Raw genomic sequence first — 16,440 nt, 5'->3', positions numbered from 1 at the left:
ACCTCGTACTGGGCGTACTCGGTCTTGCGCCCGGTGCGGCGAGAGTGCGTGCCAGACGCCGCGGGGCAGACGGGACTTTGACGACAGACCCTAGGTTCCGTCCGGGCGACCCGTCACCACCAGGTCGCCGTCCGGGGTGCGGTGGGCGAGGTGGCCCGTGCGGAGGTAGCCGTCGGGGGTGAAGGCGCGGGCGTCGCGGTCGGGGTCGCGGTAGTAGCCGCGTACCGTGTGCGGGCCACGGGCCAGGAGTTCGCCGGTGTCCCCGTCGGGAACGTCCTTGCCGTCGGCGTCGACGACGCGGATCTGGTCGTCGGCCGAGAGCGGGCGGCCGTGCGTGGCGAGGGCGGACCCGTCCGGGTCCGTCGGGCGGGTGAGCACGAGCAGGCCCTCGGGCAGGCCGAAGACCTGCTGGACGCGGCAGTTCAGTTCCGTGCCGATCCGCTCGGCGGTCTCCCGGTCCGGGTGCGCACCGGCGATCTGCACGAGGCGCAGGCCGGAGGGGGCGGGCCGGGCGGCGGGAAGGGCGTCGAGCCACCGCCGGGCGGTGCCGGGGCTCACCGAGGTGACGGTCACCCGCTCCCGCGCGAGCAGCGGCAGGCATACGTCGGGGTCCGGACCGTCGGCCAGGACGACGGCGGCGCCCGCGGACAGGGCGCCGACGATGCCGGGCGCGCCGAGGGCGAGGTCGGCTTCGGCGGGCAGCGCCGCGAGGTAGACGTCGTCCTCGGTGAGCGCCGGCAGCGCGGCGGCGGCCGTCGCCTGGTAGGCGTAGTCGTTGTGGGTCCGCGGGACGAGCCCGGTGGCCCCGGAGGGCAGGAGGAACGCCACCTGGCCGGCGCTCAGCGGCAGCGCGGGCTCGGGCGGGGCGTCGAGGGAGCCCAGCGGGGCGTACTGGCAGTTCGACGGGTCGGTGGTGAGTCCGCCGAACGGGGACTCCGTGCCCGGCGCCTCATAGGTGAACACCCGCCGCAGGAAGGGCCACCGGGCCGCGATGTCCGCGGCCATCGCCGTGTGGTCGAACCCCTCGTACACGGCAGGGCCGACGTAGCCGACGGCCTGGGTGAGCCGTACGATCTCGGGCACCTCGGCCCCACGGTACGAGACCGGGCAGAACACGGGGACCAGCCCGGCGCGCATCAGCGCGAACGCGGTGACGACGAACTCGGGCACGTTCGGCAGCTGCACCACGACCCGCATCCCGGGCCGCAGCCCCCGCCCCCGGAACCCGGCGGCCATCCGGTCGACGCGCCGGTTCAGCTGCGCGTACGTGAGGCGCGTGCCGCCGTGCACGAGCGCAGTGCGCGGCCCGTACTGGAGGGCCCAGCCGCGCAGCAGGTTGTCCAGGGTGTTGCCCTGCCAGTGGCCGACCGCCCAGTAGTGGTCGACGAACTCCTCCGGCCAGGGCGTACAGCCGTCGAGCATCGGTGTCACGTGTCTCCCTCTCCCCCTTGATCACGACCAGCCAAGCCCCCCCGCTCCCCACCGGGGCAATGCGCCGTCGCGACCACGGACCCCGGTCCGTTTCGGCGGAACGTCCAACCGTCAGTTGCACCGGCCGCTACCGCTGTAGCAGGGCACGTACTCCGGGCCCGGACGCGGGGCGGGAACAGGGTGGGAGCGTTCGTAGTCGTGCCGGGCGAGGACGAGGAGGGCCGCCACCAACGCGGCGGCCAGCAGCTGGGACACCACCGTCCAGCGGGCACGCGACACCATCGCGATGACGGCCACGCCGACCGGCACGAGAAGGAAGTGGGACTGCCAGGCCAGGCTCGCGAGTTCCGCCGCCTCGATCCGCTCCCTGTCCCCCTGAGCGGCCCACGCCTCCATCCCGTGCCCGAAGACGCCGAGGACGAACACGACGGCTTCGAGCAGGAACAACAGGACGGCGACGGTGACGTCCGCGCCGGTGGGGGTCCTGTGGGACCACGGCCAGTGCCGACGGCGCGGAGGTCCGAGCGGTACGCGTGTCATACCACCACCCTGCCGGGACGGCTCGCGGGCGCACATGAGTACGCGTACTCAGGCTCCTGCAGACCCGAGTGAGATGCGCAGCACGTGACGCAACTCGAACGATTGGCGCCCCTGGCCTGACGCGATGGCCTACTTTGCCGTCAGCGTAGCGGGCGTTCCCGTACCCGAGGTCGCGTCGTGGAGAGACCAACTCGAACCGGCCCGTCGGCGCGACCAGGCTGGGGTCAGACCGTGTGTCGGATCAGGCAGAAGGGGTGGCCCGCCGGGTCGGCGTAGATGCGCCAGCCCCGGGAGTCCGGGGTGGCGTCGAGGAGGGTGGCGCCGAGGGTGAGGACCTGGGACTGGGCCTGGTCGAGGTCCGGGACGGCGAGGTCCAGGTGGGCCTGCTGGGGGTGGGCGGGGTCGGGCCAGCGCGGCGGCCGGTGGTCGGTTACCCGCTGGAAGGCGAGGACGGCGCCGGTGGGGGTGTGGAGGGTGGCCCAGTGGTCGTCGCAGGTCCAGCGGCGGTCGGGGCGGTTGACGTCGCCGCCCAGCAACGCCCCGTAGAAGCGGGCGAGTTCGAGGGGGTCCGGGCAGTCGAGCACCACGCACTGCAGTTCAGCGATCATGGGGGGAGAGCTTAGAGGAGCTCACGCAAAGAGACATGGGGGCCATGTCCCCTTCTCTGTTGCCTTCGGCCCGCCGTTGTCATCCCGGCGAGCACCGAGCCCAAAAGAGGACGTGGCCGCTGTCGCCCTCGGGCACGAACTCCTCGTGGACCACCTCGAAGCCGGCCCGCACGAGCCATGCCCGGTTCGTGGCGGCGTCGGAGTGGCTCCACCACATCGCGGCCCCACCGCCGAGCCAGTTCTCATCGGTCCCGGTCCAGACCCGATGCCCGGTGGTGGTCAGGAACCACCCTCCCGGCCGGAGCCAGGAAGCCATCCGCTCCAGCAGAACCGGCTGTTCCTCCACGGGAACATGGATCAGGGCGTACAAGCAGACGACGGCGTCGAAGCTCCGCTGGGGGAGCTCCAATGACGTGGCATCGGCCCGGATGAAGTCGGCCCCCGGTACGAGCTCCCGGGCCCTGCGGATCTGGACCTCGCTGATGTCGACGCCCGTCACGCGGTGACCCGCCGCTACCAGGGACCGCGCTACGGGAACGCCGGTGCCGCAACCGATGTCCAGGACGGCGCCTGCCCCGGGGAGCCGTCCGAGCAACTCCTCGATCCACGGTCCGTACTTCGTCTCGCTGCCAAATGCCCGCTCATAGTGCGCCGAGAGCACGTCGTACCCGCGCCGGACCACTTCCTTCGGATCTTCAACGCTCACGCGCGCACGCTACGGACACTTCTCTCGGGAGCGCGACCGCTTTTCGCCGCCTCAGGGGAACGAGCCCGGGTCCGGGGCGTCCAGTACCGCGTCGAGCATGCGGCGGACGGTGGCGGTGAGTTCGGCCGGGTCCGGGGACGGGCGGACGTGGGCCAGGGCGCCCGCGAGGCGGTCGTAGAGGAGGCCGTCGGTCCAGGCGGCCAGCAGTTCGGCGCACTCCTGCGGACGCCGTGCGCCCAGGGCCTCCAGGACGGCGGCCGCGCGCGCCCGGACGACGAGGCCCGCCTCGCGCAGGTCCGGCTCCAGTTCCGGGTTCCGCGCGGCCTCCAGGCTCAGCTCGAAGCGGGCCAGCTGGCGTGTGCGGCCCTCCGTCAGCCAGTGGTGCAGCAGGGCTCCGAGCCCCTGCGCGGCCTCGTCCCGGTCGGCCGGCATGCGCAACGGGCCGTCGGCCAGGTTCAGTTCGGCGAGGCGCCGGTAGCAGGCGGCGATCAGGGCGGTCCGGGTGCGGAAGTAGTACGAGGTGCTGCCGGCCGGGAGCCCTGCGGCGCCGTCGACGGCGCGGTGCGTGAGGCCGCGCAGGCCGCCGGCCGCGACCAGGGCGATCGCCGTGTCCGCGATCAGCGTCCTGCGGTCCGGAGCGGTATCGGAGGCGGGCGAGGAGGCGGACGTGGAAGCGGGTGTGGAGGCGGATGCCGATTCAGGGGTGGACATGAGGTCACTCTACAGCTGTAGAGTGAGCCCAGGCCTCTACGGATGTAGAGGGTCGCCCTCGAACCGCAGGAGGCAGTGCCATGCCGGTACGCCAGCGCCACGCCGTCGTCGCAGGGGCCGGGATCGGCGGGCTCACCGCCGCCCTGGCCCTGACCCGCCAGGGATGGAAGGTCACCGTGTGCGAGCGGGCGGACGGGCCCACCGCGGTCGGCGCGGGCATCGTCCTCGCCCCCAACGCCCTGCGCGCCTTCGACGCCATCGGCTTCGACCCCGCCCCCGGGGCCGGCCGCGCCGCCGCCGTGGCGATGGGCCTGCGCCGCCCCGGCGGCGCCTGGCTCAACCGGGCCGACCCCGCCGCCCTGGCCGCCCGCTACGGCCGCGCCCCGCTCGCCCTGCACCGGGCGGAGCTCACCGCCGCGCTGGCGGCCGAGCTCCCCGAGGGCGTCCTGCGGTACGGGGCCGCCGTCACCGCCGTGGACGAGGCCGGCGGGCTCGCCCTGGTCCGCACCGCCGCCGGGGACCTCACCGCCGACGCCGTCGTCGCCGCCGACGGCATCCACAGCCCGCTGCGCCGCCGCCACTTCCCGGACCACCCCGGCCTGCACTACAGCGGGGAGACCGCCTGGCGCACCGTCCTGCCCGCCGGGGCGGCGCCCGAGGGCATCGAGGCCGCCGAGACCTGGGGGCGGGGCCGGCGCTTCGGGACGGTTCCGCTCGCCGGCGGCGGGCTCTACGTGTACGCCACCGCCGTCGTCCCCGAGGGGTACCGGCCCACCGACGTCCGCACCGAACTCCTGCGCCGCTTCGGCACCTGGCACCACCCCGTCCCCGCCCTGCTGGACCGGATCGACCCCGGGCAGGTGCTCCAGCACGACCTGTACGACCTGGCCGCCCCGCTCCCCCGCCTGCACCACGGCCGTACCGCCTGGATCGGCGACGCCGCGCACGCCATGACCCCCAACCTCGGGCAGGGCGGCTGCCAGGCCGTCGAGGACGCCGTCGTCCTGGCCCACCTGCTCACCCGCCCCGACGTGCCGGCCGCCCTGGCCGCCTACACCCGGGCCCGCCTCGCCCGTACCGACGCCATCCGGGTCCGGGCCCGCCGGGCCGGCCGGGTCGCCGCCCTCGGGCACCCGCTGGCCGTCGCCGCGCGCGACCTCGCCTTCCGCGCCGTGCCCGCCCGCGCCTCGCTGCGCGCGCTGGACGACCTGTTCAACGGCTTCGCCCTGCCCGGGCGCGCGGCGTAGGAGGGCCGAACGAGGCGGGGCGGAATGCGCGCCGTGCCCGGGGGCGTTGAGGCTCGTTGTCGAAGTTGTTGACCGTTCAGTTGGCCGTTCAGTTGGCCGTTCAGTTGGCCGTTCAGTTGGCTGTTCAGTTGGCTGTTCAGTTGACCGTTCCTACGAACGCAGGGAGAACGAGATGACGACCGAGATCGACTGGGAGAACCCCGCCGACCCCAGGCCGGGCACCTGGCAGCTGGACCACCTCCGGCAGTACCTCGACTCGAACGGGGCCGAGGGCCACCACTGGCGCGGCACCCGGACCCTCCTGCTCACCACCGTGGGACGGGTCTCCGGCAACCCCGTACGGACCCCCCTGATCTACGGGGAGACCGACGGCCGCTACCTCCTCGTCGCCTCGAAGGGCGGCGCCCCCGAGCACCCGCTGTGGTACCGGAACCTGACCGCCCACCCCGAGGTCCGCATCCAGGTCGGACCGGAGGTCATGCAGGGCACCGCGCGCACCGCGACCGCCGAGGAACACGGCGCGTACTGGCCGCTGATGGTCGCGGAATGGCCCGACTACGACGCGTACCAGGCCAAGACCGACCGGGCGATCCCGATCGTGGTCGTCGAACCGGTCCGGCCGAACTGACGGCGGCCGCTGGGGTCAGCCGCCCAGCAGCGCCATCGCCGCGTTGTGTCCCGGGATCCCGCTCACCCCGCCGCCGCGGACCGCCCCCGCCCCGCACAGCAGGACGTTGCGGCGGGCGGTCCCGACGCCCCACCGCCCCGCCTCGCCGTCCGGTTCGGCGTAGGGCCAGGACAGGTCCCGGTGGAAGATGTGCCCGCCGGGCAGGCGCAGTTCCTGCTCCAGGTCCAGCGGGGTCTTCGCCTCGATGCAGGGGCGGCCGTCGGCGTCGAAGGCCAGGCAGTCGGTGAGCGGTTCGTCGAGGTGGGCGTCGAGCTGGGCCAGGGTGGCGGTCAGCAGGACCTCGCGCGCCTGCCGGTTGTCCTTCTCGAACAGCCGGGCCGGGGTGTGCAGTCCGAAGAGGGTCAGCGTCTGGCAGCCCTGCCCGGCCAGTTCCGGTCCGAGGATCGAGGGGTCGGTCAGCGAGTGGCAGTAGATCTCCGAGGGCGGTACGGACGGCAGTTCACCGGCCGCGGCCTCGGCGTGGGCGCGGCCCAGCTGCTCGTACCCCTCGGCGATGTGGAAGGTGCCGGAGAACGCCTCGCGGGGGTCCACCGAGGCGTCGCGCAGCCGGGGCAGCCGGCGCAGCAGCATGTTGACCTTGAACTGGGCCCCTTCGGGGGCCGGGGCGGCCATGTCCGGGGCCTCGCCGAGGAGTTCGGCCAGCGCCCTCGGGGAGGCGTTGACCAGGACGGTGCGTCCGACGACGCTGCCCTCGCCCGTCGCCGTCCGGAAGGTGACCTCGGCCGGGGAGGTGCCGTCGGTGTGGATGCGCAGCGCCTCGTGCCCGGTGGCGATCTCCGCGCCGCCCTCGCGGGCGGCGGCGGCCAGCGCGTCCGTGAGGGCGCCCATGCCGCCGACGGGCACGTCCCAGTCGCCGGTGCCGCCGCCGATGACGTGGTAGAGGAAGCAGCGGTTCTGGGCGAGGGAGGGGTCGTGGGCGTCGGCGAAGGTGCCGATCAGGGCGTCCGTGAGGACCACGCCGCGGACCAGGTCGTCGGCGAAGCGCTGCTCCACCGCCCGGCCGAGCGGTTCCTCGAACAGCATCCGCCAGGCCTGCTCGTCGTCGACGCGGGCCCGCAGCTCGGCGCGGGTGGGCAGCGGTTCCGTGAGCGTCGGGAAGACCTTCCGGGCCACCTCGCCGGTGGTGGCGTAGAAGGCGCGCCAGGCCTCGTACTCCCGGTCGGAGCCGGTGAGCCGCGCGAAGGACTCCCGCGTACGGTCTTCCCCGCCGCCGACGAGGAGTCCGCCCGGGCGGCCGTCGCGCTCGAAGGGCGTGTACGAGGACACCGTGCGCCGGCGCACCCGGAACCGCAGCCCCAGATCGCGGACGATCTTCTCGGGGAACAGGGACACCAGGTAGGAGTAGCGCGAGAGCCGGGCGTCGACCCCGGTGAAGGGGCGGGTGGAGACGGCGGCGCCGCCGGTGCGCCCGAGCCGTTCCAGGACCAGGACCGAACGGCCCGCGCGGGCCAGGTACGCGGCGGCGACGAGGCCGTTGTGGCCGCCTCCGACGATCACCGTGTCGTAGACGTCGTGCGCGAAACCCGAGGAGCCTGCGTTGGCGGTCATGGCTCTTGGTAACACACCTGGCCCAGCCGCTCCAGACAGTGGGCCTCGTCGGCGTGGGCGAGGACGGTGTCGGGGTGCTCGTCGCCGAGGGAGCGCTCGCGGATCCCGGACAGCTCCCGGTAGATGGGCAGCGCCTGGTCCCAGCGGCCGAGGCGGCCGAGCCCGACGGCCAGTTCCCGCCGGCTGACCAGGGTGTCCGGGTGTTCGGCGCCCAGTGCCTTGGCGCGGGCCGCGCCCACCTCGCGGGATTCGGCGACGGCCTCCTCCCAGCGGTCGAGGCGGCCGAGGTTGACGCCGAGGACGTGCCGGGCCCGCAGGGTCTCGGGGTCGGCCGCGCCGTAGGCCCGGGTGCGGTCGCGGACCAGGGCCCGGAACAGGTCGAGGGCCTCGGCGGCGCGGCCGGTGCGGCCGAGGGCGATGCCGGTCTCGTAGCGGGCGGCGAGGGCGTCGGGGTGGTCCCGGCCGAGGACGCGCTCACGGGCGGCGGCGACCTGGCGGAAAACGGTCAGGGCCTCGTTCCAGCGGCCGAGCCGGCCCAGGGCGTAGCCGACCTCGTAGCGGGTGAGGAGCGTGTCGACGTGCTCGGGGCCGAGCACGTCGGTGCGGTCGGCCGCCACCGCGGCGGCGGCCTCGTGGGCCTCGGCGTGCCGGCCGAGGGCGCCGAGGGCGCAGGCCAGGTTGTGGCGGCAGCGCAGGGTGTCGGGGTGGCGCGGGCCCATGGTGCGGATCCGGGCGGCGAGCACCGCGCGGTACATCTCGTAGGCCTCGCCGTGGCGGCCGAGCCGGCCGAGTTCGTACGCCTCCTCCTGACGGGCGGCCAGGGTGTCGGCGTGGTCGGGGCCGAGCACCCGCGCCCGCCCCTGGGCCACGGCCGCGTACACGGCGAGGGCCTCCTCGGGCCGGCCGGCCCGGCTGAGGGCGAAGGCCCGGATGTGGCCGGCGTCGAGGGAGTCGGGCCGGCCGGGGTCGGTCGGGGCGTGCGTACGGACCGCCGCCGGCCCGGAGGCGGCGGTGAGCCGGGGGTCGTCGGCGGGGGCGGGCCGCAGGATCCGCTGCTCCCCGGACCCATCGGCAGCGGCGGGATACCCGCCGTCCCAGGGCGCGACGGGGTAGCCGCCCGTACCGGGGGCGGCGGGGTGGCCGGAGCCGGGTACGGCCGGGTGGCCGGACAGGGGCAGGGACGCCGTGCCGGACGCGGGTGCGAGGGCCGTGCCGGGCACCGGCCCGGTCGGCGGATGCCCGCCGCCGGACAGGGGGTGCCCGCCCCCGGCCGGGACGTGGCTGCCGCCGGGTACGGGGTGGCCGTCCCCCGCCGCGGGGTGGCTGCCCTCGGCCGCGGGGTGACCGACGGGCGGCAGTGGGTGGTCGCCCGTCGGCGGCACCGGGTGGTCGCCCGTGGGGCGGCGGGCCGCCGTCCAGGAGCCGGTGAGCACGGCCCACTCGCCGCTGGCCGGCCGGGCGTCGATGCCCGCCTTGCGGCCGGCCGTCATCCCCGCGGCCCAGGCCGGCAGCGGGGCCGGCGGGAGGGACGCGCCGGAGCGGGCGTCGACCAGCCGGCGGTGCAGGTGGCGGGCGTCGCCGGGCCGGTCCTCGGGGCGCTTGGCCAGCAGGTCCAGCACGATCCGCTCGAAGTACTCGGGCAGCTCGGGCCGGTGGTCGCGGGGCGGCATGGGCGCGTTGTCGCGGTGGCCGACCAGCACGGACCAGGAGTCGCCGAGGTCGAACGGCGGGGCCCCGGTGGCGATCTCGTACAGGACGCAGCCCAGGGAGTACAGGTCGCTGCGGTGGTCGACCTCGCCCCCCGCGATCTGCTCGGGCGACATGTAGTGCGGAGTGCCCATGGCCATGCCGCCGCCGGTCAGCTTGGCGGTGAAGCCGATGTCGGCGGCCAGGCGGGCGATGCCGAAGTCGCAGATCTTCACCGTGCCGTCGGTGAGCCGCATGATGTTGGCGGGCTTCAGGTCGCGGTGGACCACGCCCTGGTCATGGGTGTAGCCGAGGGCGGCGGCCATCTGCTCGGCGATGTCGAGGACCACGTCGACGGGGAGCGGGCGCGCCTCGTTCTCCTCCATCAGCTGGCTGAGATTGCGCCCTTCGAGGAGCTCCATGACGAGGTAGAGGGGGCCGCCGGAGGCGCTGTCGTCGCCGAAGTCGTGCACGACGGTGACGCCCCGGTGCTGGAGCGAGGCCGCGACGCGCGCCTCACGGCGGAAGCGCTCGCGCAGCACCTGCGTGAAGTGCGCGTCCTGTTCGGCGCCGACCGGCTTGAGGCACTTCACCGCGACCTGCCGGCCCAGCGACTCGTCGCGGGCGCGCCACACCTCGCCCATGCCGCCGCGCCCGATCAGATCGAGTGACCGGTACCGGCCCTGGATCAGTCTGGACTCCGCCATGTCTTAAAGCCGCCCCCGTCATCGTGCCCGTCGTCGTATCGCGCCCTCCCCAGCCGGTCCAGTATGGCCGCTGACTTACGCAGTGTGTACGCGGAGGGGCGGCTCCCGGGGCCCAGTCGGCGCATCGCTCTCAAGATGTGACCTGGAGGCAGCTGCCAGCGTAGACCTGCGGGAATGGTGCGCAGCGCGCGGCCCGTGAGACGCAGGTGTCTGGTGACCGTGCGTGAGGGTGGTGCGGGGCGGCCGTACAACTGGTGCGCCCAGCCGGGGAGGCTCGCGTAGGCGAGTCCGGCGAGCGGACGCCACAGCAGGTTTCGGCCAGGCACGAGGAGCGGGGAAACGGGCGGGGAGCGCAGGAAGTCGTCGACGGCGCGGGCGTCGGCCCCGGCGGCGAGCCGGGGCCTGACCTGCTCGAAGTACGCGGCGAGCTGTGCGGTGTCGGCGGGCACGCCGGCCGGATCGAGGCCGACGAGGCGGGCGTTGACCCGGTTCTCGTCCACATAGCGGTCGGCCTGGGCGTGGGTGAGGGGAACACCCGATCTGCGCAGGATGTGGAGGAAGCTGTCGATCTGCGCGCAGTGCACCCACAGAAGGAGTTCGGGGTCGTCGACGGGGAAGCGCTCCCCCGTGTCCGGGTCGGTGGCGGACAGCCGGCCGTGGATGGCGCGGACCCGGGCTCCGGCCCGCTCGGCGGCCTCGGTGGTGCCGTAGGTGAGGGTGCCGACGAAGTCGGCGGTGCGCAGCAGCCGCCCCCAGGCGTCGTCGGCGAAGGCGGAGTTCTCCACGACCCCGCGGACGGCGCGCGGGTGGAGGGCCTGGAGGTAGAGCGCACGGACGCCGGCGATCCACATGACCGGGTCGCCGTGGCACTGCCAGGTGACGGACCCGGGTCCGTACAGTCCCGGGTCGGCGCCCTCGTACGGAGCTCCGCTCATCGCCCGCCTCCCGCGGTGAGCCTACCCAGCCGGGCGCGGATCCGACCTCCCCCGACGCGGTCCGGCGCGAAACGGCCGTACGCCGTCGGCGCGGCCGGTGTCAGCGGCCCGTCAGGACTGGGCCGCTCGGCGTCAAGGTCCCGTCATGGGCCGTCGGCCTTCGCTCGCCCCCGGGGATAGCTTCGGTGGCACGCCCCGGACCGCCTCCCCGCGACCCGGGGCCCCGTCAGCCCGTTCGTCACCGTGGATCCCCTGGGAGGGCCCCATGTGTTTGTTCCAGTACGACGACGACCCCGAGCCCGAGGAACGCGTCCCGGCCGGACTCCTGTTCGTCCCGGTCCGGCCGGGTGCCGGGGAGGTGGTGGTGCGGCTGTTCCGCACCCCGCTGGGCGCGCGTACCGCCGTCGGTTTCACCAGTGCGCGGCGGCTCGCGGCCACGCTCGGGGCGGGGCACCCCTGGATCCGGCTCTCCGAGTCGGCGCTGCGGGCGCTGGCCGAGCCGCTGGGGGCCGCGCCGCTGACCGTCGACCCGACCCTGACGGCCCCGGTGGCCGCCCCGGAGGGGCCCGCGCGGGCAGCCGCCGTACCGGGCGCGGCCTCCGGGATCTCCGCCAAGGCCGTGTGAAGGAGCCGGAACCGTCATGACCGCCGAAGTACTCTCCGAGGTCGCGGCCGGCGCCGACGACCTCAGTGTCTGGCCCGCCTCCACGGCCCGGCTCCCGGACGGCGGCCTGGCCGTCGGCGGGGTGTCGCTGGCGGAGGTCGCCCAGCGGTTCGACACCCCCGTCTACGTGCTGGACGAGGGTGAGGTGCGCGGGCGCTGCCGCACCTACCGGGACGCGTTCCCCGAAGCCGAGGTGCTCTACGCCGCCAAGGCGTTCCTCTCCCGTGCGATGGTGCGCTGGGTGCGGGAGGAGGGCCTGGGTCTGGACGTGTGCTCCGCCGGGGAACTGGAGCTGGCCGTGACCTCGGGGTTCCCGCCCGAGCACATCGTGCTGCACGGCAACGCCAAGTCACCCCGGGACATCGCCTGCGCGCTGCGGCTCGGGGTGGGCCGGATCGTCATCGACAGCCCGTCCGAGATCGCCCGCATCGCGGCCGCCGTCGGCCCCGAGGGGCACCAGCGGGTGCTGGTGCGGGTGGTGCCGGGCGTCGCGGCGGGCGGCCACGAGAAGATCCGTACCGGTACGGAGGGCCAGAAGTTCGGGCTGTCCGCCGCCGACGGGAGCGCCCAGCAGGCCGTCGCCCGGATCCTGGGCCAGCCCCAGCTCGAACTCGCCGGGCTGCACTGCCACATCGGCTCCCAGATCAGCACGGTGGACTCCTACCTGGTGGCGCTGGGCCGCATGGTGGAGCTGATGGCCGCCGTGCACGAGGCGCACGGGGTCGTCCTGCCCGAGCTGGACCTGGGCGGCGGGCACGGCATCGCCTACCGGCCCGGCGAGCCGGCCCTGGACCTCACCGCGCTGGCGCGGGAGCTGCGTTCCGCGCTGGCGGGGCGCTGCGCGGCCGCCGGGCTGCCGGTGCCCCGGTTGATCTTGGAGCCGGGGAGGGCGATCGCCGGGCCGGCGGGGGTGGCCCTGTACCGGGTGCTTTCCGTCAAGCACTCCGGGGGGAAGGTGTTCGTGGCCGTGGACGGCGGGATGAGCGACAACCCGCGGCCGGCCCTGTACGGGGTGCGCTACGCGCCCCGGCTGGTCGGCCGGCACTCCACGGCGGGCTCCCGTACGGCCACGGTCGTGGGCCGGCACTGCGAGGCGGGCGACGTCCTGGCCGTCGACGCCGAACTGCCGCAGGACGTGCACCCCGGGGACCTGCTGGCCGTCCCGGTGGCGGGTGCTTACCAGCTGTCCATGGCCTCCGGCTACAACATGGTCGGCCGGCCGCCGGTGGTCGCCGTTCACGGGGGCGCGGCGCGCGTGCTGGTGAGGCGCGAGACGCTGGACGACTTCCGCAGCCGGGACATCGGCGGCTGAGGCCGCCGGCGGCGCGGCCGCCACCGCCCCGGAACTCCCGGACGCGGCGCCCCCGACACACGTGAGCCGTCCGGCCCCGGTATCCCCACACCGGAAGACCGGACGGCTCATGTGATGCGCGACGGGTGACCGGCGCTCGGTCGCCTCGCTCCGGGCCCCCCACGGGCCGGATGCCGCGACCCTCGGACGGGGTTCGTTCCCCCGCCCTCGGCGCGCGCCGCGGAACTGCCATTCCGCTCCATCGCCCCTCCAGTCTGCTGCCGCCCCGACCGCCCCCCTGACACCCTTGACGTGTTCCTTCCGTTCGTTCACCGATCCTTGACGCGCCCTTGATGACGCGACGTCAGGGAGGAACGCGATCTCCCGGGGGGCGGGCGGCCGGGCAGGGAAGAGGGCGGAAAGAGCCCGCCCGCTTCTCGCGGAACCCGATTGTGCGGTGCGCGGCACGGGGGCCGCTTCTCCGCATCCTCGTAAAGGACTCCTTCCGCCCTTCCATGGAACCACCCCGGCATGGCGCCCGCCAGGGGTCCCGGTGGGGCGGTCCGCGCCTCTCAGGGCATCGTGGGCCAGGAGCCGTGCTTGCGCAGTATCCCGAGCCGCCGTGTGTACTCCTCGTCGTCGATCTCGCCCCGGGCGAACCGTTCCGCGAGGAGGCGCTCCGCCTCGTTGCCGCCGGCGGGTCGCGGGGCCTGAGCGGTGGAGCTGCCCGTGCCGTCCCGCCTGAGGGAGCGGATCACGAGGAAAGCAACGGCGACGATCAAGGTCCAGATGATCAGTGTCGTCAGGGACATCGCGAACCAACCCCAGGCACCCATGCCATGACCGTTCCAGTACATCTCACACCTGCCAGGTCGACGGGGCGGCGGCCGTGGAACGGCCGCGTACTGCCAGTTTCCCCCGATGCGCCGTCCCGTGCACGGGCCGGCCGGGCCTGCGCACGGGACCACTGGGCCCATGCCGATCAACCGCTCTGCTGCGGTTCACCCCTTCCCGAGTGTGGCCGCGTGATCGGGTACGACGGTCCGGAGTTCCTTGGACGGCCGTTCATATCCGGTGGACGCGGGCCGTGCCGGCAGGGTCAGCGGCGGCGGGGTCACGTCCTCGTAGGGGACCGAGGAGAGCAGGTGGGCGATCATGTTGATCCGCGCGCTGCGCTTGTCGTCGCTCTCGACCACGTACCAGGGGGCGTCCGCCGTGTCCGTGTGGACCAGCATCTCGTCCTTGGCACGGGAGTACGCCTCCCAGCGCGTGAGGGACTCCAGGTCCATCGGGGAGAGCTTCCAGCGACGCAGCGGGTCCGCCGCGCGGCGGCGGAAACGCTCCTCCTGAACCGCGTCGCTGACGGAGAACCAGTACTTGCGGAGCAGGATCCCGTCTTCCACCAGCATCCGCTCGAAGACCGGGCACTGCCTCAGGAACAGCTGGTGTTCCGCGGGCGTGCAGAAGCCCATGACGTGCTCGACCCCGGCCCGGTTGTACCAGCTGCGGTCGAGCAGGACGATCTCGCCGCCGGCGGGCAAGTGCGACACGTAACGCTGGAAGTACCACTGCGTGCGCTCCCGCTCCGTCGGCTTCGGAAGGGCCGCGATGCGCGCCACGCGGGGATTGAGGTGCTCGGCGACCCGTTTGATCGTCCCGCCCTTGCCCGCCGCGTCACGGCCCTCGAAGACGACGACCAGTCGCGCGCCCTCCGAACGCACCCACTCCTGAAGCTTGATCAGCTCCGTCTGGAGCCGCAGCAGCTCCGCTTCGTAGAGCGCCTTGCCAAGGCTCATTCCCGGTTCCTCGCCGTCGTCGTCGGGCGTTTCGATCAAGTCAGTCACGGCGGGCATCAGCGCGCAACGATGCCCCTCGGGCACCGGCGTGTCGATACGCTGGCCACCGGCCGGGGCGGCCGGCCGGCGATCGGAGGGGAAGCGCGTGGGTGTGGGGGATCCCTTGACTCGGGTGCCGCGCATGCGACTGGACGAGCTGCTCGACGAGCTCCACGTGCGCATCGACGAGGTCCGGGGCACACGCGACCGGGTGCACAGCCTGCTGGAGGCCGTCGTGTCGGTGGGGCGGGAGCTGGACCTCGCCCAGGTGCTCCGGCGGATCGTGGAGGCGGCCGCGCTGCTCGTGGACGCCGAGTACGGCGCGCTGGGGGTGATCGGACCCGACGGGCGCAGGCTCGCGCAGTTCCTGACCGTGGGGCTCACCGATGAGCAGATCACCGCCATCGGTCCGCTGCCGGCCGGCCACGGTCTGCTCGGGGAGGTCATCCACCACCCGGAGCCGCTGCGCCTGTCCGAACTCGGGGCGCATTCCTCCTCCTACGGGTTTCCGGCCCACCATCCGCCCATGCGCACCTTCCTCGGTGTGCCGATCCGGGTCCGTGACGAGGTGTTCGGGAACCTGTACCTGACCGACAAGCGGGGCGGGCGCGACTTCGACACCGAGGACGAAACGGTGATCTCCACGCTGTCCGTGGCGGCCGGTGTGGCGATCGACAACGCGCGTCTCTACGAGGGGGCGCAGCGCCAGCAGCTGTGGCTCAGGGCGAACGCAGAAATCACCGAGAGCCTGCTGTCCGGAAGTTCGCGTCCGGCGGTCCTGGAGCTCATCGCCCGACGCGCCCGGGAGATCACCGCGGCACGCGTCGCCCACATCGCCGTACCGGTCGACGGTGTCGACGGCCTGGTCGTGGAGTTCGCGGCCGGTGCGGACGGGGCCGGGTGGCAGGGCCTGGTCATCCCCTTCGACGGGACGCTCTCCGGGGCCGCGCACCGGGCGGGCAAGCCCGTGACCGCCTTGAACGCGGGGGACGGCGGGCAGTACCACCCGGCCGAGGGCGCGGAGCAGGGGCGGGACGGGCTCGGGCCTGCCGTGGCGGTCCCGCTGGGCACGGGAGGCGGAGAGAGCCGGGGCGTTCTGCTGCTCGCGCGTTGCTCCGGAGACCCCGCGTTCGGCGAGGGGGAGCTGGAACCGCTCGTGGCCTTCGCGGGCCAGGCGGCCCTCGCTCTGGAGCTGGCGGAGCGCCGTCGGGACGCCGAACAGATAGCACTGCTGGAGGAACGCGACCGGATCGCCCGCGACCTGCACGATCTCGCCATCCAGCGGCTCTTCGCCACCGGCATGACCCTCCAGAGCGCGGCCCGGCTCGTGGAGCACGAGGGGGCCGCCGAACGGGTCGGCCGGGCGGTCGACGACCTGGACGAGACCATCAAGATCATCCGATCGACGATCTTCGGACTCCGCACCAGGGACCGTGACGGCGGGCCCGGACTGCGAGCGCGCGCCGCACGTGTGGTCGGCGACGCGGCCCCCTCCCTCGGCCATCCCCCGCGCCTGAGCATGGAGGGGCTCCTCGACACCGATGTACCCCCGCAGATCGCGGACCACGTCGTCGCCGCGCTGGGCGAACTCCTCAGCAACGCGGCCCGCCACGCCCGCTCGACCCACGTCGGCGTGAGCCTGAGGGCCGGGCAGGGGGAAATCGTGCTGACCGTCTCGGACGACGGCAGGGGCATCCCCGCGCAGGGGCGCAGGAGTGGTCTGCGCAACCTGGAGGAAAGGGCCCGGGACGTGGGCGGAACCTTCACCGTCGAGGCTCCCGAGGAGGGCGGGAGCAGGCTCGTGTGGCGGGCTCCGCTGCCCGGCGGCCGTTGACGGGGGACA

15 protein-coding genes are annotated in these 16,440 nt (G+C 74.1%); 5 read left to right on the top strand and 10 right to left on the bottom strand.

Annotated features, from left to right (window positions below):
• Positions 1 to 90 precede the first annotated feature (90 nt).
• The 5 genes from AB0F18_RS25210 to AB0F18_RS25190 all read right to left on the bottom strand — a co-directional run bounded on the left by AB0F18_RS25210 (position 91) and on the right by AB0F18_RS25190 (position 3,996).
• A complete protein-coding gene (locus tag AB0F18_RS25210; protein ID WP_362064364.1) occupies positions 91 to 1,422 on the bottom strand; it encodes an AMP-binding protein in 1,332 nt (443 codons plus the stop codon).
• Positions 1,423 to 1,542: 120 nt separating this feature from the next.
• Positions 1,543 to 1,971, bottom strand: coding sequence for a DUF6234 family protein (locus AB0F18_RS25205; RefSeq protein ID WP_362064360.1), 429 nt, complete (start codon positions 1,969 to 1,971; stop codon positions 1,543 to 1,545).
• A gap of 224 nt (positions 1,972 to 2,195) precedes the next feature.
• Positions 2,196 to 2,579 carry a VOC family protein gene (locus AB0F18_RS25200; protein ID WP_362064358.1) on the bottom strand — a complete coding sequence of 128 codons (384 nt, stop codon included), beginning with the start codon at positions 2,577 to 2,579 and terminating at the stop codon, positions 2,196 to 2,198.
• 79 nt (positions 2,580 to 2,658) lie between these two features.
• Positions 2,659 to 3,285, bottom strand: coding sequence for a class I SAM-dependent methyltransferase (locus AB0F18_RS25195; RefSeq protein WP_362064356.1), 627 nt, complete (start codon positions 3,283 to 3,285; stop codon positions 2,659 to 2,661).
• A gap of 51 nt (positions 3,286 to 3,336) precedes the next feature.
• Positions 3,337 to 3,996 carry a TetR family transcriptional regulator gene (locus tag AB0F18_RS25190; RefSeq protein WP_362064354.1) on the bottom strand — a complete coding sequence of 220 codons (660 nt, stop codon included), beginning with the start codon at positions 3,994 to 3,996 and terminating at the stop codon, positions 3,337 to 3,339.
• Between the two features lie 80 nt (positions 3,997 to 4,076).
• On the opposite strand from AB0F18_RS25190, the gene AB0F18_RS25185 reads away from it, so the two are divergent.
• Positions 4,077 to 5,243, top strand: coding sequence for an FAD-dependent monooxygenase (locus tag AB0F18_RS25185; RefSeq protein ID WP_362064352.1), 1,167 nt, complete (start codon positions 4,077 to 4,079; stop codon positions 5,241 to 5,243).
• Between the two features lie 172 nt (positions 5,244 to 5,415).
• Complete coding sequence (locus AB0F18_RS25180; protein WP_362064350.1) at positions 5,416 to 5,871, top strand: nitroreductase family deazaflavin-dependent oxidoreductase; 456 nt, start codon at positions 5,416 to 5,418, stop codon at positions 5,869 to 5,871.
• Positions 5,872 to 5,886: 15 nt separating this feature from the next.
• Here the strand turns inward: AB0F18_RS25180 and AB0F18_RS25175 are convergent, their stop codons facing one another.
• Genes AB0F18_RS25175 through AB0F18_RS25165 form a run of 3 tightly spaced genes read right to left on the bottom strand, consistent with a single transcriptional unit; the run spans position 5,887 to position 10,807 of the window.
• Positions 5,887 to 7,479 carry an NAD(P)/FAD-dependent oxidoreductase gene (locus AB0F18_RS25175; protein WP_362064348.1) on the bottom strand — a complete coding sequence of 531 codons (1,593 nt, stop codon included), beginning with the start codon at positions 7,477 to 7,479 and terminating at the stop codon, positions 5,887 to 5,889.
• Entirely contained in the window at positions 7,476 to 9,872 is a 2,397-nt protein-coding gene (locus tag AB0F18_RS25170; RefSeq protein WP_362064346.1) for a tetratricopeptide repeat protein, read from the bottom strand. Before AB0F18_RS25170 ends, AB0F18_RS25175 begins: the two co-directional genes overlap by 4 nt.
• On the bottom strand, positions 9,854 to 10,807 hold the full coding sequence (locus AB0F18_RS25165; protein ID WP_362064344.1) for an oxygenase MpaB family protein: 954 nt from the start codon (positions 10,805 to 10,807) through the stop codon (positions 9,854 to 9,856). The genes AB0F18_RS25170 and AB0F18_RS25165 overlap by 19 nt, the downstream gene beginning before the upstream one ends.
• Positions 10,808 to 11,072: 265 nt before the next feature.
• On the opposite strand from AB0F18_RS25165, the gene AB0F18_RS25160 reads away from it, so the two are divergent.
• Together AB0F18_RS25160 and lysA are read left to right on the top strand one after the other, a co-directional pair.
• Complete coding sequence (locus tag AB0F18_RS25160; protein ID WP_362064342.1) at positions 11,073 to 11,432, top strand: SAV_915 family protein; 360 nt, start codon at positions 11,073 to 11,075, stop codon at positions 11,430 to 11,432.
• A gap of 16 nt (positions 11,433 to 11,448) precedes the next feature.
• Positions 11,449 to 12,783, top strand: coding sequence for a diaminopimelate decarboxylase (gene lysA, locus AB0F18_RS25155; protein WP_362064340.1), 1,335 nt, complete (start codon positions 11,449 to 11,451; stop codon positions 12,781 to 12,783).
• A gap of 551 nt (positions 12,784 to 13,334) precedes the next feature.
• Here lysA and AB0F18_RS25150 read toward each other — a convergent pair.
• Positions 13,335 to 13,574: an SHOCT domain-containing protein gene (locus AB0F18_RS25150; RefSeq protein ID WP_362064338.1), complete on the bottom strand. Its 240-nt coding sequence runs from the start codon at positions 13,572 to 13,574 to the stop codon at positions 13,335 to 13,337.
• A 189-nt stretch (positions 13,575 to 13,763) separates the two neighbouring features.
• Positions 13,764 to 14,558, bottom strand: a complete 795-nt coding sequence (gene ppk2, locus AB0F18_RS25145) for a polyphosphate kinase 2 (RefSeq protein WP_362064362.1) — start codon at positions 14,556 to 14,558, stop codon at positions 13,764 to 13,766.
• Between the two features lie 181 nt (positions 14,559 to 14,739).
• Here ppk2 and AB0F18_RS25140 point away from each other — a divergent pair, with 181 nt between their 5' ends.
• Positions 14,740 to 16,431 (top strand): GAF domain-containing sensor histidine kinase, encoded by a 1,692-nt coding sequence (locus tag AB0F18_RS25140; protein ID WP_362064336.1) that lies wholly within the window; start codon positions 14,740 to 14,742, stop codon positions 16,429 to 16,431.
• Positions 16,432 to 16,440 lie beyond the last annotated feature (9 nt).

The sequence above is a fragment of the Streptomyces sp. NPDC029216 genome (genome assembly GCF_040648015.1).
In the GTDB taxonomy this organism is placed as follows: Bacteria; Actinomycetota; Actinomycetes; order Streptomycetales; family Streptomycetaceae; genus Streptomyces.
Note: the sequence above shows the minus strand (reverse complement) of the source record. Positions and strands in the feature narration are given on the sequence as shown.

Excerpts from the sequence above, each read along its gene's own strand:
- AB0F18_RS25210 (WP_362064364.1), bottom strand. The coding sequence starts at position 1,422 with ATGCTCGACGGCTGTACGCCCTGGCCGGAGGAGTTCGTCGACCACTAC.
- AB0F18_RS25205 (WP_362064360.1), bottom strand. The coding sequence starts at position 1,971 with ATGACACGCGTACCGCTCGGACCTCCGCGCCGTCGGCACTGGCCGTGG.
- AB0F18_RS25200 (WP_362064358.1), bottom strand. The coding sequence starts at position 2,579 with ATGATCGCTGAACTGCAGTGCGTGGTGCTCGACTGCCCGGACCCCCTC.
- AB0F18_RS25190 (WP_362064354.1), bottom strand. The coding sequence starts at position 3,996 with ATGTCCACCCCTGAATCGGCATCCGCCTCCACACCCGCTTCCACGTCC.
- AB0F18_RS25185 (WP_362064352.1), top strand. The coding sequence starts at position 4,077 with ATGCCGGTACGCCAGCGCCACGCCGTCGTCGCAGGGGCCGGGATCGGC.
- AB0F18_RS25180 (WP_362064350.1), top strand. The coding sequence starts at position 5,416 with ATGACGACCGAGATCGACTGGGAGAACCCCGCCGACCCCAGGCCGGGC.
- AB0F18_RS25175 (WP_362064348.1), bottom strand. The coding sequence starts at position 7,479 with ATGACCGCCAACGCAGGCTCCTCGGGTTTCGCGCACGACGTCTACGAC.
- AB0F18_RS25170 (WP_362064346.1), bottom strand. The coding sequence starts at position 9,872 with ATGGCGGAGTCCAGACTGATCCAGGGCCGGTACCGGTCACTCGATCTG.
- AB0F18_RS25165 (WP_362064344.1), bottom strand. The coding sequence starts at position 10,807 with ATGAGCGGAGCTCCGTACGAGGGCGCCGACCCGGGACTGTACGGACCC.
- AB0F18_RS25160 (WP_362064342.1), top strand. The coding sequence starts at position 11,073 with ATGTGTTTGTTCCAGTACGACGACGACCCCGAGCCCGAGGAACGCGTC.
- lysA (WP_362064340.1), top strand. The coding sequence starts at position 11,449 with ATGACCGCCGAAGTACTCTCCGAGGTCGCGGCCGGCGCCGACGACCTC.
- AB0F18_RS25150 (WP_362064338.1), bottom strand. The coding sequence starts at position 13,574 with ATGTCCCTGACGACACTGATCATCTGGACCTTGATCGTCGCCGTTGCT.
- ppk2 (WP_362064362.1), bottom strand. The coding sequence starts at position 14,558 with ATGAGCCTTGGCAAGGCGCTCTACGAAGCGGAGCTGCTGCGGCTCCAG.
- AB0F18_RS25140 (WP_362064336.1), top strand. The coding sequence starts at position 14,740 with ATGCGACTGGACGAGCTGCTCGACGAGCTCCACGTGCGCATCGACGAG.